The organism is Nocardia shimofusensis NBRC 100134 (assembly GCF_001613125.1).
Lineage (GTDB): Bacteria > Actinomycetota > Actinomycetes > Mycobacteriales > Mycobacteriaceae > Nocardia > Nocardia shimofusensis.
Genome location: NZ_BDBT01000003.1, coordinates 235,477 through 256,195, shown reverse-complemented (window position 1 = coordinate 256,195; position 20,719 = coordinate 235,477). Strand labels below are relative to the sequence as shown.

At 69.1% G+C, this 20,719-nt stretch carries 19 protein-coding genes; 15 read left to right on the top strand and 4 right to left on the bottom strand.

Annotated features, from left to right (window positions below; all coding sequences use genetic code 11):
* Positions 1–76: 76 nt before the first annotated feature.
* A complete protein-coding gene (locus NS3_RS04885; RefSeq protein WP_067854136.1) occupies positions 77–2,002 on the top strand; it encodes an alkyl/aryl-sulfatase in 1,926 nt (641 codons plus the stop codon).
* A 60-nt stretch (positions 2,003–2,062) separates the two neighbouring features.
* Here NS3_RS04885 and NS3_RS04880 read toward each other — a convergent pair whose 3' ends face one another.
* Together NS3_RS04880 and NS3_RS04875 are read right to left on the bottom strand one after the other, a co-directional pair.
* On the bottom strand, positions 2,063–2,785 hold the full coding sequence (locus NS3_RS04880) for a GAF and ANTAR domain-containing protein (protein ID WP_067854133.1): 723 nt from the start codon (positions 2,783–2,785) through the stop codon (positions 2,063–2,065).
* Positions 2,786–2,953: 168 nt separating this feature from the next.
* Positions 2,954–3,538: a murein hydrolase activator EnvC family protein gene (locus NS3_RS04875; RefSeq protein WP_084495045.1), complete on the bottom strand. Its 585-nt coding sequence runs from the start codon at positions 3,536–3,538 to the stop codon at positions 2,954–2,956.
* Between the two features lie 717 nt (positions 3,539–4,255).
* Here NS3_RS04875 and rpsB point away from each other — a divergent pair.
* The 8 genes from rpsB (at position 4,256) to NS3_RS04830 (ending at position 11,930) form a co-directional block, all read left to right on the top strand.
* A complete protein-coding gene (gene rpsB, locus NS3_RS04865) occupies positions 4,256–5,137 on the top strand; it encodes a 30S ribosomal protein S2 (protein WP_067854127.1) in 882 nt (293 codons plus the stop codon).
* Between the two features lie 120 nt (positions 5,138–5,257).
* On the top strand, positions 5,258–6,085 hold the full coding sequence (tsf, locus tag NS3_RS04860; RefSeq protein WP_067854125.1) for a translation elongation factor Ts: 828 nt from the start codon (positions 5,258–5,260) through the stop codon (positions 6,083–6,085).
* Between the two features lie 215 nt (positions 6,086–6,300).
* A complete protein-coding gene (gene pyrH, locus NS3_RS04855; protein ID WP_067854122.1) occupies positions 6,301–7,029 on the top strand; it encodes a UMP kinase in 729 nt (242 codons plus the stop codon).
* A gap of 51 nt (positions 7,030–7,080) precedes the next feature.
* Positions 7,081–7,638, top strand: a complete 558-nt coding sequence (frr, locus tag NS3_RS04850; RefSeq protein ID WP_067854586.1) for a ribosome recycling factor — start codon at positions 7,081–7,083, stop codon at positions 7,636–7,638.
* A gap of 108 nt (positions 7,639–7,746) precedes the next feature.
* Positions 7,747–8,634 carry a phosphatidate cytidylyltransferase gene (locus tag NS3_RS04845; protein WP_067854583.1) on the top strand — a complete coding sequence of 296 codons (888 nt, stop codon included), beginning with the start codon at positions 7,747–7,749 and terminating at the stop codon, positions 8,632–8,634.
* A gap of 126 nt (positions 8,635–8,760) precedes the next feature.
* The gene (locus NS3_RS04840; RefSeq protein ID WP_084495044.1) at positions 8,761–9,063 is read left to right on the top strand and encodes a LapA family protein; all 303 of its coding nucleotides are present in this window, start codon (positions 8,761–8,763) and stop codon (positions 9,061–9,063) included.
* A gap of 56 nt (positions 9,064–9,119) precedes the next feature.
* Entirely contained in the window at positions 9,120–10,229 is a 1,110-nt protein-coding gene (gene rlmN / locus NS3_RS04835; protein WP_067854119.1) for a dual-specificity RNA methyltransferase RlmN, read from the top strand.
* A 30-nt stretch (positions 10,230–10,259) separates the two neighbouring features.
* Positions 10,260–11,930, top strand: a complete 1,671-nt coding sequence (locus NS3_RS04830; RefSeq protein WP_067854116.1) for a serine/threonine-protein kinase — start codon at positions 10,260–10,262, stop codon at positions 11,928–11,930.
* A gap of 192 nt (positions 11,931–12,122) precedes the next feature.
* Here the strand turns inward: NS3_RS04830 and NS3_RS04825 are convergent, their stop codons facing one another.
* Complete coding sequence (locus tag NS3_RS04825) at positions 12,123–12,554, bottom strand: DUF5997 family protein (protein WP_067854112.1); 432 nt, start codon at positions 12,552–12,554, stop codon at positions 12,123–12,125.
* Between the two features lie 62 nt (positions 12,555–12,616).
* Between NS3_RS04825 and NS3_RS04820 the strand changes: the two genes are divergently transcribed.
* Positions 12,617–13,591, top strand: a complete 975-nt coding sequence (locus NS3_RS04820) for a LysR family transcriptional regulator (protein WP_067854110.1) — start codon at positions 12,617–12,619, stop codon at positions 13,589–13,591.
* A gap of 50 nt (positions 13,592–13,641) precedes the next feature.
* Here NS3_RS04820 and NS3_RS04815 read toward each other — a convergent pair whose 3' ends face one another.
* Entirely contained in the window at positions 13,642–13,911 is a 270-nt protein-coding gene (locus tag NS3_RS04815) for a DUF2631 domain-containing protein (RefSeq protein ID WP_067854107.1), read from the bottom strand.
* Positions 13,912–14,010: 99 nt separating this feature from the next.
* On the opposite strand from NS3_RS04815, the gene dxr reads away from it, so the two are divergent.
* From dxr to NS3_RS04790, 5 genes are all read left to right on the top strand, one after another.
* On the top strand, positions 14,011–15,168 hold the full coding sequence (gene dxr / locus NS3_RS04810) for a 1-deoxy-D-xylulose-5-phosphate reductoisomerase (RefSeq protein ID WP_067854104.1): 1,158 nt from the start codon (positions 14,011–14,013) through the stop codon (positions 15,166–15,168).
* A 160-nt stretch (positions 15,169–15,328) separates the two neighbouring features.
* Positions 15,329–16,528: a M50 family metallopeptidase gene (locus tag NS3_RS04805; RefSeq protein WP_067854101.1), complete on the top strand. Its 1,200-nt coding sequence runs from the start codon at positions 15,329–15,331 to the stop codon at positions 16,526–16,528.
* A 193-nt stretch (positions 16,529–16,721) separates the two neighbouring features.
* Positions 16,722–17,888: a flavodoxin-dependent (E)-4-hydroxy-3-methylbut-2-enyl-diphosphate synthase gene (gene ispG / locus NS3_RS04800; RefSeq protein WP_067854099.1), complete on the top strand. Its 1,167-nt coding sequence runs from the start codon at positions 16,722–16,724 to the stop codon at positions 17,886–17,888.
* A gap of 66 nt (positions 17,889–17,954) precedes the next feature.
* Positions 17,955–18,809 (top strand): GNAT family N-acetyltransferase, encoded by an 855-nt coding sequence (locus tag NS3_RS04795; RefSeq protein ID WP_067854577.1) that lies wholly within the window; start codon positions 17,955–17,957, stop codon positions 18,807–18,809.
* 107 nt (positions 18,810–18,916) lie between these two features.
* The gene (locus NS3_RS04790) at positions 18,917–20,704 is read left to right on the top strand and encodes a penicillin-binding transpeptidase domain-containing protein (protein ID WP_067854096.1); all 1,788 of its coding nucleotides are present in this window, start codon (positions 18,917–18,919) and stop codon (positions 20,702–20,704) included.
* Positions 20,705–20,719 lie beyond the last annotated feature (15 nt).

Sequence of the window (20,719 nt, the reverse complement as noted above, 5' to 3'; positions counted from 1 at the left end):
GCGTGGCCGCGAACGGCCTCGCCAGCGGGACGCGGCACCGCAGGCCGTCATGGTTGCCAGGAGGTCACCGATGGATATGAGCGCAGCGGTCGATCCGAGCCCGGCGGTCGTCGCGGCCAATCGGCGCGCGGCCTCCTCCGCCGCGGCCGCGTTCCACGAGCACTGCCCCGGCGACCTCGATCACCGCGACGAGGCGGACGCCGACCGTGGATTCGTCGCGGCCCGCGAGCCCGGTGTGGTCACCACGGCCGATGGGACCGTCGTGTGGGACAGCGACTCCTACAGCTTCGTGCGGGAACCGTGTCCGCCGTCGGTGCATCCGATGTTGTGGCGGCACGCCGGGCTCACCGGTCGGCAGGGACTGTTCCGGGTCGCCGAGGGGATCTACCAGGTGCGCGGTCTCGACCTGTCCAATATGACGCTGGTCGAAGGGCACTGCGGTGTGGTGGTGATCGATGCGCTGATGTCGGTGGAGACCGCCGCCGCGGCGCTCGCGCTCTACCGTGAACACCGTGGTGATCGCCCGGTCACCGGGCTGATCTACACGCACTCGCGGATCGATCACTTCGGTGGCGGGCCGGGCGTCGTCACCGAGGACGAGGTGCTCGCGGGCCGTTGCCCGGTGCTCGCGCCCATCGGTTTCCGGACCCATGCGCCCGCGGTGAGCGGATACGCGGGCACTGCCGCCGCCCGCCGAGCCGCCTACGGGTACGGCGTGGTGCTGCCCCGTGGACCGCTCGGCAGCGTCGGAGCCGGGCTCGGCCAGACCACTTCGCTGGGCACCGTAGGTCTGCTTCCGCCGACCGTCGAGATCGCGACCACCGGGCACCGAGAGGTACTCGACGGCGTGCCGTTGGTATTCCAGATCGTCTCCGGTGCCGGCGGGCCCGCCGCGATGAACATCCACTTGCCTGGACACCGGGTGTTGTATCTGGCCGAAAGCCTCGATCACCCGCTGACGGATCTTCCTCCATCCGGCGCACACAGCGATGCCCCGAAGGAGCGGGCGCGTCGGCTCACCGAGACGATCAACCGGTTCGCCACCTCCTCGGACGTGCTCCTGGCTGCCCATCTCGGGCCGATCTGGGGAGCCGACCGCGTCGCGGAAACGCTTTCTCTGTATCGGGATCTCTACGGATATCTGCACGACCAGACCGTGCGGCTGCTCGATCTCGGATACGTCGGCGCGGAGATCGCCGAACGGCTCGAACTACCGCCCGCCCTCGAGCACCTCGGCCCTGGGCGCGGCGGTTCCGCTGCGTTCGGTCATCACGTCAAGGCGATCCACCAGCACTACCTCGGCTGGTTCGACGGCAACCCGGCGCACCTGTGGGAACACCCGCCGGTCGAGGCGGCGCGCAGGCACGTCGAGTTCATGGGTGGCGCCGAGGAGGTGCTGCGCAAGGCACGCGAGTCCTACGAAGCCGGTGACTACCGCTGGGTGGCCCAGGTCGCCGGTTACGTGGTCTTCGCCGACCCGGCCGACGAGGAGGCCAGACACCTGCAGGCGAGCGCCTTCGAGCAACTCGCCTACGGCTCTGCGGAAGCCACCCGGCGCAATATCTATCTCAGCGGCGCCTACGAACTGCGCTACGGCATCTTCGGCACCCCGACTGCCGCCGGCTCCCCGGTCGCGCCGATCACCATGTCCGTCGAACAGATTCTCGACTCGGTCGCGCTCCGGGTGGACGGCCCGAAGGCCTGGGACCAGCACTTGGTCACCGACTGGCAGATCATCGACACCGACCGTATCCATCGGGTCGAACTACGCAACGGCGTGCTCACCCACTACGAGCGCCCCGCTGACCGCGCGCTGCCCGACGCGGACGCGACCTTCACCCTCTCCCGTGCGGCCCTGGTGCGGGTCTTGCTGGCGGGGGAGGACTTCGGCGTCGTGGTCGGCGCGGGTGAGATCGCCATCGACGGCGATCCCACCAAACTCGCCTCACTGGTCGCAGTCCTCGACACCCCCGACCCGAACTTCGCGATCGTCACCCCCTAGCGGCTTCGGGGACCGCGGTTCGAGGACAGACACCGCCACGGACGCCCGACGCGGAAACGCTCAGCCACGGGCCGGGACCGTGAGGACGGTGCCCGCGTCGATGCTGCCGGAGACGATGCCGCCGGCGAGTTCGGCGAGTCGGCGTCCGGTCCGCAACGCGTGGGCGCGTAAGCACGCGAAGGCCTCGGCGTGGTCGAGGCCGCCGTGCTCGGCGAGAACGGCTTTGGCGTGTTCGACGGTGGCCCTGTCGTTGAGAGCGACCGGCAAGCGGTCCTGAATCGGTTCGACGCGGGGGCGCAGGACATGCTGGGCGACCCCGATGGCGGCGATGTCGGCGAGAGTCTGGCCTACACGTAGTTGCGCGCGGTTGAGGGTCTTCGGGCCGTCGCCGAGGACGGCGAGAGCGCCGAGGGTGTCGCTGCGCAGGCGCAACGGCAGCGCGTAGGCGGAGCGGTAACCCCGGTTGCCCGCGTGGGTGGCGAAGTCCGGCCAGACGAGCCCCGCTGCGGCGATGTCGTCGATCACAGCGGGTGCGCCGGTGGAGTAGGTGTGCCGAGCGGGACCGTCGAGCGCCTCGACCAGAGCGCGGGCCCGCTCGTCGGTGGCGGCGAGCATGCGCAGCTCGCCGAGATGATTGCCGACGAACAGGCCGGCATCGGTCCCGCCGGTGAGTGCGACGCAGGAGTCGACCAGTTGCTGCGCGAGTTCCACGACATCGAAATCGCCGATGAGGGTGTCGACGGATCGCACGAGCACTTCCAGCAGCGGCGCGGACGCTCCCATGTCGTTCTCCTGAGCTGGTCGGCGGTGTCGGGGCCTGTCGGTGTGTCGGGGCTGGTGGCTGGTGTCGGGGATGTGGCGCCGGTCGGAGCTGGAGCCTGTGTCGCTGGAGCCTGTGTCCTGATCGTCGCATCGGGGGATGAGTCGAGGCGACGGACGAATGCCGGGCACTCATCTGCCCGCCGATGACCTGTTGCGGCTCTCCCCGTCCTCGAGCGGGAGGAGGCGCAGGGGGGCGAGGCGGAGCGCGCCGAGCGGATCGAGATACTCCGGACGGCCGCGGTGCCCGGACTCCCGGCGCAACCCCCAATGCAGGCACGCCGCAGCGGCACAGCCCGCATGACCGGCGTCGAGGGTGCCCAGAACAGCGCCGCGGCCGACACGGTCGCCGACGGACACCGTTGCCTCGACGGGTTCGTAGGTGGTGCGAAGCCCGCCTTCGTGGTCGACCGAGACCAGCGGTCTGCCCGCCACCGTTCCGGCGAACACGACGATGCCCTCCCCGGCCGCCAGCACCGCCTGACCCGACGTTCCCGCGAGATCGACGCCGCGGTGCCCGGGCAGCCAGTCCTGTTCGGGCTTGTCGAAGCGCCGTTCGACAGCGGGGCGCGGGCGCAGCGGCCAGTCGAACTCCCCGGTCGGCGCGGCGAAGGCGCCGGCCCCGCCCGCGAACGCCGCCACCGCGACCAGCAGCACAACGACGAGCACGCAGATTCGCGATCGGACGACGGCCACGGATGCGCGATGCCGGTCCATCGGTCACCCGGGCGCCACAGCGGCGCCTCCGGAGACGGCCGTCGCCGACCCGGTCGGTAGCGGCGCCCTGCGTAGCAGCCCGCGAAGGGGATGCCCGGGCGGCTCGGTCGAGGACTCGATGACCTCGGCCCCTTCGATCGGCGCCGGAACGCCGCCCGAAGTGTCCGGCCAAGGAATCAGGCGTATCGGGAGCGCGCCGGGTATCGAGGCCCCCGATACGGTGACAGCCGGACGCGGGACCTCGACGCCCGGGCTGGGCCGGACCGCGCTCGCCGGGGCGGCGAAGTAGGCCGCCATCAGTGATGATGCGAACAGCAGTGGCACCGGCAACGAGATCGTGAAAGACAGTCGTGACATGTCGTCGAGCCTGCCGCCGGCCGGGCGGGCGCGGAATGCCCGAACGACCGATTGTGGACAACTCCGAGCCTGTGGACAGACCCGATTCGTTCCAGAGGCCACCAGGATCGTAGACTGGTCGAGCGGTTCGTGCTCGGCATGAACCGACTTCGCGCGCCACCCGTGCTTGTTCGTCACCGGCGTCGTTCGTGAATCCGAGCCCACACACTGTGTCCTCGTTTCGCGTGACGCCCGCGGGCAGGGTATCGCCGGCTGGTCCCGATCGGATTCTCGAGCGGGTTGACGGTGATTCGGCGGCGCCAGGGCAGACGGTCACCGACCGCCTGCGGCAACCGGCAACGAAAGAGAGATACGAGAGCCATGGCTGTCGTAACAATGAAGCAGCTGCTCGACAGCGGCGCGCACTTCGGACACCAGACCCGGCGCTGGAACCCGAAGATGAAGCGGTTCATCTTCACCGACCGCAACGGCATCTACATCATCGACCTGCAGCAGACGCTGACCTACATCGACAAGGCCTACGAGTTCGTCAAGGAGACCGTCGCCCACGGCGGCACGGTCCTTTTCGTCGGCACCAAGAAGCAGGCTCAGGAGTCCATCGCGGCCGAGGCCACCCGCGTCGGCATGCCCTACGTGAACCAGCGCTGGCTGGGCGGCATGCTCACCAACTTCTCCACCGTGCACAAGCGTCTGCAGCGCCTCAAGGAGCTCGAGGCGATGGAGCAGACCGGTGGCTTCGAAGGTCGCACCAAGAAGGAAATCCTCATGCTCACGCGTGAGATGACCAAGCTGGAGCGCACCCTCGGCGGTATCCGCGACATGCAGAAGGTGCCCTCGGCCATCTGGGTCGTCGACACCAACAAGGAGCACATCGCCGTCGGCGAGGCGCGCAAGCTGAACATCCCGGTCATCGCGATCCTGGACACCAACTGCGATCCCGACCTGGTCGACTACCCGATCCCGGGTAACGACGACGCCATCCGTTCCGCCGCTCTGCTGACCAAGGTCGTCGCCTCCGCGGTGGCCGAGGGCGTGCAGGCTCGTGCGGGTCTGGCCTCCGGTGACGCCAAGCCCGAAGCGGGCGCGGGTGAGCCGCTGGCCGAGTGGGAGCAGGAGCTGCTGGCCCAGGCGAGCCCGGCCACCGAGACCGCTGCCGAAGCCGCTCCGGCCGAGGCTGCCGAGGCCGACGCCGCCGCTCCGGCCGAAGAGGCCCCGGCCGCGCAGACCCCGGCCGACTTCTGAGCCGTACGGCGCCGATAGTTCACCTTGCCGACCCTTCTGCGTTCAGGAGCGGTCGGCAAGGTGGTTTTCCCACCCGACCCAGACATTCTCGAACCTGACAAACGAGGAGGCTCGCCACCGATGGCGAACTACACCGCTGCCGATGTGAAGCGACTCCGCGAGCTGACCGGCTCCGGCATGATGGATTGCAAGAACGCGCTGGCCGAGACCGACGGTGACTTCGACAAGGCCGTCGAGCTGCTGCGCATCAAGGGCGCCAAGGACGTGGGCAAGCGCGCTGAGCGCACCACCGCCGAGGGCCTGGTCGCGGCCAAAGAAGGCGTGATGGTCGAGATCAACTCCGAGACCGACTTCGTCGCCAAGAACGCCGAGTTCCAGGCGCTCGCCGACCAGATCGTCACCGCGGCCGCCGCCGCCAAGCCCGCCGATCTGGACGCCCTCAAGGCGCTTGATCTGGGCGACGGTCGCACCGCCGATTCCGCCCTGCAGGAGCTGGCCGCCAAGATCGGCGAGAAGCTCGAGCTGCGCCGGGTGATCTCGCTGGACGGCCCGGTCGCCACTTACCTGCACAAGCGTGCCTCGGACCTGCCGCCTGCCGTCGGCGTGCTGGTCGAGTTCCAGGGCGAGAGCGACGCCGCGGCCGAGGCCGCGCGTGCCGCCGCGATGCAGGTCGCCGCGCTCAAGGCCAAGTACGTCAGCCGCGACGAGGTTCCGGCCGACATCGTGGAGAACGAGCGTCGCATCGCCGAGCAGACCGCGCGCGAAGAGGGCAAGCCCGAAGCCGCGCTGCCGAAGATCACCGAGGGCCGCGTCAACGGCTTCTTCAAGGACGTCGTCCTGCTGGAGCAGTCGTCGGTCACCGACAGCAAGAAGACCGTGAAGCAGCAGCTGGAGGAGGCCGGTGCCACCATCACCCGCTTCGCCCGCTTCGAGGTCGGCCAGGCCTGACCTGACCACGAGACGGCCCCCCGCGCGAGTAGCACACTCGCGTGGGGGGCCGTTCGCTGTCTCGGCGCCTTTCCCGGGGGTCTGCGGATTCGACCGGGTCGGCGTAAGGCAGGATGAGATGGCTTTGCCGGGCGGTTCCAAGCTCTGCCGGAACCCCGCCGACCGATGGCTCACCCACGGTGAGCAGACCCGATCGCCGAAGGAGAGATACATCGATGACCGACCCGGGTACCGCGCGTCCTGGATACCGCCGGGTACTGCTCAAACTGGGTGGTGAGATGTTCGGCGGCGGAAAGGTCGGACTCGATCCGGACGTCGTGGAGACTGTCGCCGAGCAGATCGCCGAGGTCGTCGCGGGCGGTGCTCAGGTGGCGGTGGTGATCGGCGGCGGCAACTTCTTCCGTGGCGCCGAACTCGAGGAGCGCGGCATGGAGCGGGCCCGCTCGGACTACATGGGCATGCTCGGCACCGTGATGAACAGCCTTGCGCTGCAGGACTTTCTGCAGAAGCAGGGGGTCGATACCCGCGTGCAGACCGCCATCACGATGGGCCAGGTCGCCGAGCCGTATCTGCCGCTGCGTGCCAAGCGCCACCTGGAGAAGGGGCGCGTGGTCATCTTCGGCGCAGGCATGGGGATGCCGTACTTCTCCACCGATACCACGGCGGCTCAGCGTGCCCTCGAGATCGGCGCGGACGTGGTACTGATGGCCAAGGCGGTCGACGGCGTGTTCGACGCCGACCCCAGGGTCGTCGAGACCGCGACCATGTTCAGCGAGATCACCCACAAGGAAGTGATCGAGCGTGGTCTCAAAGTCGCCGATGCGACGGCGTTCAGTCTCTGTATGGACAATCAGATGCCCATCCTGGTGTTCAATCTGTTGGTCAAGGGCAATATCGCCCGTGCGGTCGCCGGTGAGAAGATCGGCACATTGGTTCGTTCCTGAGTCCGCGGCCCCGCGGATCATGACGATGACGACGCTGTGGAGGAAATGGTCGTGATAGAAGAAGCGCTCTTCGACGCCGAGGAGAAGATGGAGAAGGCCGTCTCGGTGGCGAAGGACGATCTCGGGACCATCCGGACCGGTCGCGCGAATCCGGGTATGTTCTCCCGGGTCGTCGTGGACTACTACGGTTCGCCCACGCCCATCACCCAGATGTCCAGCATCACCGTGCCCGAGCCGCGGATGGTGGTGATCAAGCCCTACGAAGCCGGTCAGCTGGGCCCGATCGAAACCGCGATCCGCAATTCGGATCTGGGCGTGAACCCGACGAACAACGGTGACATCCTGCGGATCAGCATCCCGCAGCTCACCGAGGAACGCCGCCGCGACATGGTCAAGCAGGCAAAGGGCAAGGGCGAGGACGCGAAGGTCGCCATCCGCAATGTCCGCCGCAAAGCGATGGAAGAGCTCGGGCGGATCCAGAAGGATGGCGAAGCCGGTGAGGACGAGGTCGGTCGCGCGGAGAAAGAGCTCGACAAGACCACCGCGAAGTACGTCGGTCAGATCGACGAACTGGTCAAGCACAAGGAAGCCGAACTTCTCGAGGTCTGAGGAAGACTCGAGGGCCCGCCCGGGCGGGGGACGAAACGGAACACACGAGTGAGCGACGGGACAATCGTGGCCGAGAAAGCCGCCGCCGAGGGTGCGGCCGACGAGCCGATGCCGGCCTACGGCACACCTGAAACGATCCACGCGCACGGGGCTGCGGCGGGGGCGCCGGTTCCGGTCCCGTCCAAGGCGGGACGCAACCTGCCCGCCGCGCTGGCCGTCGGCTTCGGGCTCGGGCTCTCCCTCATCGCGATTCTGCTGTTCGCGCCACTGGTGTTCATCCCGTTCGCCGCGACCGGTATCGGGGTGGCGACCTGGGAGGTGGCCAAGCGGCTGCGCGAGGCCGATGTGCTGGTGCCGCGCATCCCGCTGATCCTGGGTGGGCAGGCGGTGTTCTGGCTCGGTTGGCCGTTCGGCGCCGAGGGCGTGCTCGCCGCGTTCGCGTTCACCGCGCTGACCTGCATGGTGTGGCGCCTGTTCGACCACGGTATGCGCACCGCGCCGCGCAACTTCCTGCGCGATACCGCCATCACCGTGTTCACCCTGGCCTGGGTGCCGCTGCTCGCCTCGTTCGCCACGCTGCTGCTGCTCGAGGAGGACGGCAACCTGCGGGTGCTGACCTTCATGATCCTGGTGGTCTGCTCCGACGTCGGTGGCTACGTGGCGGGCGTGCTGTTCGGCAAGCATCCCATGGTGCCCTCGATCAGCCCGAAGAAGTCCTGGGAGGGTTTCGGCGGTTCACTGGTGTTCAGCGTGATCGGCGGTCTGCTCACGGTCACTCTGCTGCTGGAGGCCAACTCGATGATCGGCGTCGTGCTCGGCGTCGGCCTGGTGGTGGTGGCCACCGTCGGAGATTTGATCGAATCGCAGATCAAACGCGAGCTCGGCATCAAGGACATGGGCACGCTGCTGCCCGGCCACGGCGGCATCATGGACCGGCTGGACTCCATGCTGCCCTCGGCGTTCGTCTCCTGGCTGGTGCTGAGCACGCTCGTCTAGGCACGTCGGACGAGACACGCCGGCGAGGCGCACCACACGAAGTGTCAGGTGCGCCGATCGGGCCGATCGGCGCGCCGTGTTTCCGATTTTCCGTCATGGCCGATAGCCATCGGCCATGATCTAGCCATGTCTGCGAACGACGAATTCGAGCCGCCCACCGTCGCACCCGAGGTGCCGGGCGAGTCGAAGTCCCTCAGGTCCAGGACCGGCTACGCCTGGATGAGCCTGATCGCCGGCGCGCTCATCCTGATCCTGCTGCTGGTGTTCATCCTGCAGAACCTGACCTCGGTCGAGGTGAGCCTGTTCTTCTGGGAGTTCAACCTGCCGCTCGGCGTCGCGGTGCTGCTGTCGGTGATCGGCGGCGCGCTGGTGATGGCGCTGGTGGGCGGGGTGCGCATCATGCAGTTGCGCCGGGTGGCCAAACATTGAGCGACCCCTGACCTGGGTCGGCGGGCATTGCGAGCGGATGGGACACTGGAGAAATTATGGCCGTCTCCCTGCCCCTCGTTTTCGATGCTCCACGCCGTGGTATGCCGCCGCGCCACCTCGCCGACCTCGACGCGGACGGCAGGCGAGCGGCGGTGGAGGAACTGGGACTGCCAAAGTTCCGGGCCGACCAGATCGCCCGCCAGTACTACGGCCGCCTGCAGGCCGATCCGGCGCAGATGACCGATCTGCCCGCCCCGGTGCGCGAGAAGGTCGGCGAGGCGCTGTTCCCGCCGCTGTTGAGCGTGGTCAAGCATGTGACCTGCGACGACGGCAGTACCCGTAAGACGCTCTGGCGCGCTGGTGACGGCACCCTGCTGGAGAGCGTGCTGATGCGCTACTCCGACCGCAACACCCTGTGCATCTCCAGCCAGGCCGGTTGCGGTATGGCCTGCCCGTTCTGCGCGACCGGTCAGGGCGGGCTCGATCGCAACCTGTCCACCGCCGAGATCGTCGACCAGGTGCGCGCGGCGGCCGCGGCCTTGCGCGACGGCGAGGTGGCAGGCGGCGCCGGGCGGCTGTCGAACATCGTGTTCATGGGCATGGGCGAGCCGCTGGCCAACTACAAGCGTGTGGTGGCGGCGGTCCGCCGGATCACCTCGCCCGCACCCGACGGGCTCGGCATCTCCCAACGCAATGTGGTGGTCTCCACGGTCGGCCTGGCGCCGGCCATTCGCAAGCTCGCCGACGAGGGGCTCTCGGTCACGCTGGCGGTCTCCCTGCACACCCCCGACGACGAACTGCGCGACACCCTGGTGCCGGTGAACAATCGCTGGCCGGTCGCCGAGGTGCTCGAGGCGGCACGGTACTACGCCGACAAGACCGGTCGCCGGGTCTCGGTGGAGTACGCGCTCATCCGCGACATCAACGATCAGCCGTGGCGAGCGGACATGCTCGGCGCGAAACTGCACAAGGCGCTCGGGTCGCGGGTGCACGTGAACGTGATCCCGCTGAATCCGACGCCGGGTAGCCAGTGGGATGCCAGTCCGAAGCCGGTCGAGCAGGAGTTCGTCCGCCGGGTGAATGCCCAGGGCGTGCCGTGTACCGTCCGTGACACCAGGGGTCAGGAGATCGCCGCTGCCTGTGGTCAGCTGGCGGCGGAGAACTGAACGACGCGATCGCGATGATTCGGGGGACCAGTGCTGCAACCGGGTGCCGTCTTCGCCGGCTACACCGTGGAGAAGCTGCTCGGCAGAGGCGGGATGGGCGCGGTGTATCTGGCCCGTCATCCCCGCCTGCCTCGGCGCACGGCACTGAAGCTGCTCAACCGGGAAGCCTTCGCCGATCCCGAACTGCGCGCGCGGTTCGAGCGGGAAGGAAATCTGGTCGCCCAGCTCGACCATCCGAACATCGTGTCGGTCTACGACCGTGGTGTCGAGGGCGAGCAGTTGTGGATCTCCATGCAGTATGTCGACGGTGTGGACGGTTCGTCGCTGGACCCGCAGACGCTGCCGCCGCAGCGCGCCGCGCAGATCGTCGCCGAGACAGCCACCGCCCTGGACTACGCGCACCGGATGGGTGTGCTGCACCGTGACGTCAAGCCCGCCAACATCATGCTGTCGCGGGCGGCGGGCCAGGAGCGAGTGTTCCTCACCGATTTCGGTATCGCCCGCCCGCAGGAGGACACCACCCACCTGACCAAGACCGGGACGGTGACCGCGACGCTGGCCTACGCCTCCCCGGAGCAACTCACCGGTGGATACATGGACCACCGGACAGACCAGTACGCGCTGGCGTGCACGCTGTTCTGGTTGCTGACCGGGCGGGTTCCCTTCGCCGCCACCCAGCCGGTGGCGGTGATCCACGGTCATCTGCGCGAGCGACCGCCGTTGTTGAGCACGGTGCGTCCCGGCATGCCGCCGGCGCTGGACGCTGTGCTGAACCGGGCGTTGTCCAAGCGCATCGACGAGCGGTTCGACTCCTGCGTCGAGTTCGCGACCGCGGTCCGGCAGGCGATGGGGCTCTCGGCACCGCATCTCGCCCAGGTGCAGCGTGCGCCGATGAGCGCACCCGCCACGCCCCAGGCTCCGGCGCAATCCTTCGTGAACCAGGTCCCCGCGCCTGCCGTGACCCCGCGTGCCCCCGCCCAGCACGTGGCACGGCCGCCGGTGGCGCCGTACCGGCCGCACGGACAGCAGCGACCGGGGTGGGTCGCGGGGCCGGCGACCCCGAGACCCGCCTATCCGCCGCCGAATCGAGCCCCGGCCGCACGGCGCAAGGGTTCGGGCGCGAAGATCGCGACGGCGATCATCGGGCTGGTTCTGTTGCTGGTCGCGGGAGTGGCGGTGCTGGCCTGGAACAGCGACGCCGTGCGGGCGGCCACCGGGCGCTCCCGGGGCGATGAGGATCTGGCGGCGATGCGCACCGCGTTTCCCGGGATGCTGCCCGCGGGGACGGAATCAGGCGACGGCTATCAGGGCGCGACGTGCTTTCCCTATTCCCGGTGGTACGACTTCCTCGAGTCGGAGGGCTACGAGTCGGTGTTCGATCCCTGGCAGGCGAAGGTGCATTGCGTCGGCGGGTTCGACGGTCCGATGTCCTACACCTTCTACAGCTACCCGAGCGCGGCCGAGGCCGGGCGTGCGGCGGCCGCGCTCGCCACGCGCGGCGAGGACCACGGTTCGGACACCGTCGGCTCCCGCACCGACCGGAAGTTCGTCGCGGAGGACCGGGTCGGTTCGGAATCGGCAATCGTGGTCTCGACGTTCAGCGACCGCGGCCGGGAGCGATGGGTTCTGGTCTTCGACCGCACAGGCGGTGAAAGCGAATTGGAGGAGTTGGTCGCCGCGGTGCGCAGCGCTCCGCTGTAGGGGAAGGTCTGCCGACGGCGCGTACCGTCACGACCTCCCACTGTCCGTCGGCGACCATCGCCGGCGCACGCTCGGCAGGCCGACCACTCGCTAGCCGAGCCAGGCAGGGTCCACGCCCGGTCCAACGGCGCGCGGCGCCGCTGACGCCGCCGCCGGGGGCGTCCGGTGGTTCGGCCCGAGCCGGAGCCGCGCTCAGCTCTCGCGGCCGGTGCCGAAGCGGTTCTTGGCCGGCCGGTTGGTCGCGGCCCGATGCTCGGCGCGCTTGGTTGCGATCCGCTCGTTCTCGCGCTGCACCTGCGCGTAGTTCTCGCGTTCGCGGACCAGCCACTCCGGCGGGTCGGCCAGCAGTGCGGCGATCTCGTCGGTGGTGAGCGCGTCGGAGACCTCGGCGCGAGCCAGGCCGCTGTTGGAGACGCCGAGTTTGCGAGCGGTGATATCACGCGGGAAGGGGCCGGTGCGGCGCAGTTCGGTCAGCCACTCCGGCGGATCGGCGCGCAGCCGCTCGAGTTCGGCGAAGGAGATGGGCGAGTCGCGGAATTGCGCGGGCGCGGCCGGCAGGTAGATGCCGAGCTTGTTGGCAGCCGTCAGCGGCTTCATCATCTGCGATTTCTTGTCCGGACTCACCGCGACAGCCTAGCGGGCGGGCTCGGCTCGATCGCCGTCGGCGGTGCAATACGCTTGCTGGAATGAGCCAGTTCGAGTCGATCGACCCCACCAGGCTGCGCTGGTTCGCCGAGGTGGCCGAGCAATTGCACTTCGCGCGCGCGGCCCGGTCGCTGGGCATTTCCCGGCAGCGGCTCAGTGCCGCCGTCATCGACCTCGAAGCCGAACTCGGTGAGAAACTGTTCGTGCCGGGCGCCGAGTCCACGCAGCTGACCGAAACGGGCACGCGGCTGCTGCATGCGGCTCGCGACATCCTTTCCCGCCCAGCCGAACCCGAATCGGGCTCGCCGGAAACCACCGGGCTGCGGGTGGGTTTCGTGCCGGGGGTGACGGTGTCGAAGTGGGAGCGGATCTGGCGGGAGCGCTTCCCGGAGACACCGCTGGAGATGATCGCGCTCGCGGCGGCCGACCAGCACACCGCGCTGGCCGAGTGCCGGGTCGACATGTGTTTCGTGCGTCTGCCGATCGATCGGGACGGCCTGGGAGTTATTCCGCTCTACCGTGAGGTTCCGGTGGTCGTGGTGCCCAAGGATCACGAAATCTCGGTGTTCGAGCAGGTGAGCGCCGCCGAGTTGGCCGCCGAACGGCTACAGGACGCATCCGATCTCGATCAGGCCGCCGTGGTGTTCGAGATGGTGGCCGCGGGTGTCGGATTGGCCGTGGTGCCGCATTCGATCGCGCGCCTGCATGCCCGTCGCGATCTGGTGTATCGGACGGTCTCCGATCACCCGGACACGGAGATCGCGTTGGCCTGGCCGATGGCGACGGCGAGTGATCTGGTCGAGGAGTTCATCGGCGTGGTGCGCGGACGGACCGCTCGCAGCACGCGATCTCCCTCGGCGGGGAAAAGTGCGGCGAGTGTCTCCGGGGCGCAGCGGAAATCGACGGCTGCGAAGAAGGGCGGTACCGCCGGGGCGAAGGGCGCTCAGCCGAAGAACGCCTCGGCGCGCGCGGGTGGCCGATCCGGCGGGAAGAACGTCAAACGCCGGGGACGGTGAGCCATACGCGCGCCGAGGCGCCGACAGCGAAGCAGTCGGTCAGCGAGCCTCTAGCGCGGCTTGCGACGGTAGATCCAGTCGTAGCCCACGGCCGCGAAAAGCGTTGCGGCGAAGCCGATCAGGAAGAGGTTCTCGACGTTGCCGCTGTGGTTGCCGATCAACATGGCCAGCAGGATCAGCGCGACGACGATGGCGGCGGCGCGGAAGGTGCGCGGCGATTCCCCGCTCCAGCCCCATTCGGCCGAGGGAACCTCTGCGGTGTCGACGTGAGTGACGACGGCGCGCTCGGTCTTGGCGGGTTCGATCTCCGTGGCGGCCACGATCGCTCCTCAGCTGTGTGGGGTACCGAAGGGACGGTACGCAGTCGGCTTGCTGACCGATATCGTGACATACGACGCCGCGTCGTTGGAAGTCGGGCCATGCGCCACAATGGCGGTGTGTCCGACATTGTGAGAGTCCTGCTGCTCGGCAGCACCGGATCGATTGGTACGCAGGCGCTCGAGGTCATCGCCGCCAACCCCGACAAGTTCGAGGTCGTCGGTCTGGCCGCGCGCGGCGGCAATCCGGCGCTGCTCGCCGAGCAGATGGCCGCCACCGGCACCCGCAATGTCGCCGTCGCCGATCCCGCCGCGGGCGCGGCGCTGGATATCTCCTTGGCCGGGCCGGACGCGGTCACCGAGTTGGTGCGCCGCACCGAGGCCGACGTGGTGCTCAACGCACTGGTCGGCTCGCTGGGTTTGGAGCCGACCCTGGCGGTGCTGGCCGGGGGGACCCGGCTGGCGCTGGCGAACAAGGAATCCCTGGTGGCCGGCGGATCCCTGGTGACCCGAGCCGCCGCGCCCGGTCAGATCGTTCCGGTGGACTCGGAGCATTCCGCGCTGGCGCAGTGCCTGCGCGGCGGCCGGGCCGAGGAGGTGGACCGGTTGATCCTGACCGCCTCCGGCGGCCCGTTCCGTGGCTGGACCGCCGAGCAGCTCGAATCGGTCGACCCCGCCCAGGCCAAGGCGCACCCGACCTGGTCGATGGGCCTGATGAACACGCTCAACTCGGCCTCGCTGGTGAACAAGGGCCTGGAACTGATCGAGACGCACCTGTTGTTCGGCATCGGCTACGACCGCATCGACGTGACCGTGCATCCGCAGTCGATCGTGCACTCGATGGTCACCTTCGTCGACGGCTCGACTTTGGCGCAGGCCTCCCCGCCGGACATGAAACTGCCGATCGCGCTGGCGCTCGGCTGGCCGGACCGGGTGCCCGGCGCCGCCGCGGCCTGCGATTTCGGCGCAGCGTCGACCTGGACCTTCGAGCCGGTGGACAACGAGGTCTTCCCCGCCGTCGAGCTGGCGCGGCAGGCGGGGCAGGCAGGCGGCAGCGTGACCGCGGTCTACAACGCCGCCAACGAAGTGGCCGTGGACGGCTTCCTCGCCGGGCGCATCCGTTTCCCCGAGATCGTGCGCACGGTGGCCCGCGCGGTCGAGGCCGCCGACCGGTGGACCGCCGAGCCGGAGACCGTCGAGGACGTGCTCGCCGCCGACCGGTGGGCCCGCGCCTACGCCGCCGGACTGGTCGGCGCCTGAGATCGTGCGCCGGGATCGCCACGCGAGCGGCGGCGGGCACTGGCAGACTGGACGAGGGCCGGGGGAGTGGACCGTTAGTGTGGTCGAGTGCTCGCGGCCCGAAGGGCGCGCGTGCGTGGAATGACGTTGAACTGCGCAACGCAGGAGGGCTGGAGAGCTAATGGTGTTCGCCGTCGGGTTCGCGCTGTTCGCGCTCGGCATCCTGATCTCGGTCGCGCTGCACGAATGCGGACACATGTGGGCCGCGCAGGCGACCGGCATGAAGGTCCGCCGCTATTTCATCGGCTTCGGGCCGACGCTGTGGTCCTTCCACCGGGGTGAGACCGAATACGGCGTCAAGGCCGTGCCGCTGGGCGGGTTCTGCGACATCGTCGGCATGACCGCCCTCGACGAGATCGCGCCCGAAGAAGTCGAACGCGCCATGTACCGGCAGGCGACCTGGAAGCGCCTGGTCGTGATGGTCGGCGGCATCGTGATGAACTTCGTGCTCGGCTTCGTACTGATCGTCGTGCTCGCCATCGGCTGGGGTCTGCCCAACCTCGACGAGCCCGAGCCCGTCGTCGGCAGCCTGGCGTGTGTCGCCGATGCCAATCCCGACGGCACGCTGCAGGCATGCACGGGCGCCGGTCCCGCCGAGCGCGGCGGGCTGCTGCCGGGCGATCTGGTCACCGAGGTCGACGGCGCCGCCGTCGCGACCTGGGCGGAGTTCACCGAGAAGACCCGTGAGAAGACCGGGCCGATCACCTACACCGTCGACCGTGCCGGTGAGTCCGTGCAGGTGACGGTGGAACCGCAGCAGGTCCTGCGCTATGCCACCGACGGGTCGACGATGCAGGTGAGCGCGATCGGCATCACCCTCGACGCGCCTCCCGCGGTGACCGAGTACGGCCCGGTCGCCGCCGTCCCCGCCGCCGTGTCTTTCACCGGTGAGCTGTTCGTGCGCACCTTCGAGGCCTTGGCCGAGATGCCCGCGAAGGTGGCCGCGCTGTGGGATGCGGTGACCGGCGGTGAGCGGGATCCCGAGACCCCGGTCAGCATCTACGGAGCCAGCCGGATCGGCGGTGAGAGCGCGGAGGCGGGCCTGTGGGAGGTCTTCGTGCTGATGCTGGCGAGCCTGAACTTCTTCCTCGGCGCGTTCAACATCCTGCCGCTGCTGCCCCTGGACGGCGGTCACATCGCCGTCGTGCTCTACGAGAAGGTACGCAACACCGTGCGCGGCTGGCGCGGGCTGAGCCCGGGCGGTCCGGTCGACTTCCTGAAATTGCTGCCGTTGACCTACGTGGCGGTCATGATCGGCGGCTCGTACATGGTGCTGACCCTGGCGGCCGACATCATCAATCCCATCCGCCTGTTCCCCTGACCGCGATCGCCCCGCGACCCGGTGCCGACCGGCCACATCCGCCACACCGGGCACTCCTGTTCCGCCGGGTTCCCCCGGCCCGGGTACCGTGCGGTGTGTCATCGACCTCACGCACTCAACGGTGCCCCGCGTCGGTGACTAAGCTCGGAGACGATACGGCCAGCACGAACGCACCGAAAGTAGGCAGGCGACAGTGACCAGCACCATCGGATTGGGGATGCCTGCGGCGCCGGCCGCCGTGCTCGCTCCGCGCCGCAAGACCCGCCAGTTGACGGTGGGCAATGTCGGCGTGGGCAGCGATTCCCCGATCTCCGTGCAGTCGATGACCACCACCAAGACCCACGACGTCAACGCCACCTTGCAGCAGATCGCCGAGCTCACCGCCTCGGGCTGCGACATCGTGCGCGTGGCGTGCCCGCGCCAGGAAGACGCCGACGCGCTGGCGACGATCGCGAAGAAGAGCCAGATCCCGGTCATCGCCGACATCCACTTCCAGCCCCGCTACATCTTCGCCGCCATCGACGCGGGCTGCGCGGCCGTGCGCGTGAACCCCGGCAACATCAAGGAGTTCGACGGCCGCGTCAAAGAGGTCGCCAAGGCGGCCGGCGCGGCCGGTATCCCCATCCGCATCGGCGTGAACGCCGGTTCGCTGGACAAGCGGATGCTGGAGAAGTACGGCAAGGCCACCCCGGAGGCGCTGGTCGAGTCGGCGCTGTGGGAGGCGGGCCTGTTCGAGGAACACGGCTTCGGCGACATCAAGATCTCGGTCAAGCACAACGACCCGGTGATCATGGTGGAGGCCTACCGGCAGCTCGCCGCGCAGTGCGACTACCCCCTGCATCTCGGCGTCACCGAGGCGGGCCCGGCCTTCCAGGGCACCATCAAGTCCGCGGTGGCCTTCGGCGCGCTGCTGAGCGAGGGCATCGGCGACACCATCCGGGTCTCGTTGTCCGCGCCGCCCGCCGAGGAGGTCAAGGTCGGCGGGCAGATCCTGCAGTCGCTGAACCTGCGGCCCCGCAAGCTGGAGATCGTGTCCTGCCCGTCCTGCGGTCGCGCCCAGGTCGATGTGTACACCCTCGCCAACGCGGTCAGCGCCGGACTCGAGGGCATGGAGGTCCCGTTGCGGGTGGCTGTGATGGGCTGTGTGGTGAACGGTCCCGGCGAGGCCAGGGAAGCCGACCTCGGCGTGGCCTCCGGCAACGGCAAGGGCCAGATCTTCGTCAAGGGCGAGGTCATCAAGACCGTGCCGGAACATCTCATCGTGGAGACGCTGATCGAAGAGGCGATGCGCATCGCCGAGGAGATCGGTGAGAGCGGTGAGGCCACTGCTTCGGGTGAGCCGGTGGTCACCGTAGGCTGACCTGGCCTTTCCGGTGATTTGTCCCGTCCGGGTCCGGTTCGTGGCAGGCTGTTGGGTGTGCGGAGTCTGCGGGAGCCGACGCGTCGGGCGAAGGTAGTTGCCGCGCGTCCGCTGGCGAACCGGGAACTGGCTCAGGTGCTTCGGGTACTCGACGCCGATCCGGTCGCCTCGTGCATGGTGGCCGCGCGCGTGCAGGAGTTCGGTCTCGACGCGCGCGACGGCTTCGGCGAGATGTGGACTCGCCGGGGTCCTGCGGAGTCGCTGTGCTTTTCCGGCGCCAACCTGGTCCCGCTGCTCGGCGACCGGGACGCGCTGCGCGCCTTCGCCGACCGGGCCGGGCGATGGCCGCGGATCTGTTCCTCGATCGTCGGCAGGCGAGAACTCGCGCTGCCGCTGTGGGAGATGCTCAGCGATCACTGGGGCGCACCGCGGGATCTGCGTGCCACCCAACCGCTGCTCGCGCTGAGCCAGACGCCCGCGGTCCGGGCCGATCCCGAGGTTCGCCGCGCCGTCCCCGCCGAGCTGGACCGCTACCTCGAGGCGGCCATCGCCATGTTCATCGAGGAGGTCGGGGTCGACCCGCGCGCAGGCGACGGCGGTCGCGCCTACCGGCGTCGTATCCGCAGCCTCATCGAATCCGGCCGTGCCTGGGCGCGTTTCGAGGACGGCCGGGTGGTGTACAAGGCCGAGATCGGTTCGCTGTCCAGGCACACCGGCCAGATCCAGGGTGTGTGGGTGCATCCCGACCGGCGCGGTCGCGGGCTGGGCACGGCGGGCACGGCGGCCGTCGCCGATGCCGTGGTGGCCTCCGGTCGCGTTGCCAGTCTCTACGTCAACGACTACAACGCCGCGGCCCGGCGCGCCTACAGCCGGGTCGGATTCCGGCAGGTCGCCACGTTCGCCACGGTACTGCTGGACTGAGCTCTTTCGCCGCGCCGCCGCGACACGCAGGCGGAATCGGTTGTCCGAGGGGATTTTCCGGTGCGCCGCATCCGCTTGCCGAATGGTGGCCATTACCATCGGCAGCGATGAGACGTCTGCTGACCCCGGTGGTCGTCGCGCTCTTGGTCGCGGCGGCCGTCGTGGGGTGCTCGTCGGAGCCCAAGGGGCCGGTGGGATTGGCGGAGGCCTTCCTGGCCGCCTTCGCCGCCGGAGATCTCGACCGGGCCGCCGAGTTCACCAGCAGGCCCGACAAGGCAAGCGCCGCACTGGCTTCGGTGTGGGAGAACCTGCAGGCCGAGGAACTGTCCGCGCAGGCGGGCGCGGCCAGGGTCACCGGCGATACCGCGACCGTCGACTACAGCTACGAATGGCGGCTGCCCAAGGACCGGGTCTGGTCCTACACCGGGCAGTTGCAGATGGGGCGCACAGACGGTCGCTGGATGGTGCGCTGGACCTCGGCGAACATCCATCCTCGGCTCGGTGACACCCAGACGCTGGCCCTGCGCGCCACCCCCGCCCCGCGCGCCCGCGTCAACGAGCAGTCCGGCAGCGACGTCCTGGTTCCGGGCAAGGTGACCCGGGTGACCTTCAGTGCCTCCGCTGCCACCGATCCGGCCGAGGTGGCGAGTTCGCTGTCGGCGGCGCTGATCCGTTTCGACAAGCGCCTCACCCCGGACGCGATTCTGAGAGCGGCCCGCGAGGCCGGCGGCCCCTACACCGTGCTGCTGCTCAGTGAACTCGAATACGAGCAGGTCGGCGCCATGTTGATCGGCTTGCCCGGGGTCGGGTTCAACCAGGAGTGGGACATGGTCGCCGCGGACCGCGCTTTCGCGCCCGACCTGATGACCCAGATCCGCCGGACCGTCATCGCCGAGGTCGACGGCAAAGCGGGCTGGAGCGTGGTCACCATGAACACCAATGGCGCCGACACCGGGGTACTCACCGAGGTGCCCGCCCAACCCGCCCCGTCGTTCTCGCTCAGCATCGACCGATACGTGCAGAACGCCGCGCAGCAGGCGGTGAACGTGCCGAAAGAGCAGACCATGATGGTGGTGATCCGCCCGTCCACGGGCGCGATCCTCGCGGTGGCGCAGAACGAGGCGACCGACCGGGACGGGCCGATGGCCACCATCGGACAGTATCCGCCCGGCTCGATCTTCAAGACGGTGACCGCGGCGGCGGCCATGGCTGCCGGAGCGGCGACACCGGACACCATCGTGCCCTGCCCGAGTCAGATCGTGGTCGGCGAACGCACCATCCCCAACTACAACATGTTCAGCGTGGGCAGCGTGCCGATGGCCACCGCCTACGAACGCTCGTGCAATACCTCGTTCGCCAAGCTGGCCAGTGAACTGTCCACCGACGCGCTGCACCTGACCGCCGCGAGCCTGGGCGTCGGCCCGGACTACACCGTGGTCGGGCTGCCGACGGCCTCGGGTTCGGTGCCGCCCGCCGACAATCTGGTCCAGCGGGCCGAGGACGGTATCGGCCAGGGCAAGGTGGTGGTCAGCCCGTTCGGCATGGCCCTGATGGCGGCCACGGTGGCCCACGGCAGTGCGCCGGTACCGTGGCTGATCGCCGGGCGCGAGACCGTGGTGGACGGCGAGCGCCCGGCCATCGCCCCCGAGGTGATCGACGGTTTGCGGCTGATGATGCGCAAGGTGATCACCGGCGGCACAGCCACCCGCATCATCGACCAGGGCGAGGTCTACGGCAAGACCGGTGAGGCGGAGGTCGAAGGCGGTTCGCACTCCTGGTTCGTCGGCTACCGCGGAGACATCGCCTTCGCGACGCTGCTCGTCAAGGGGGGTAGCTCGGACAACGCGGTCGCGGTCACCCGCGACATGTTCGCGGTGCTGCCGCCGGAGTACTGACCACCCTCACGGGGG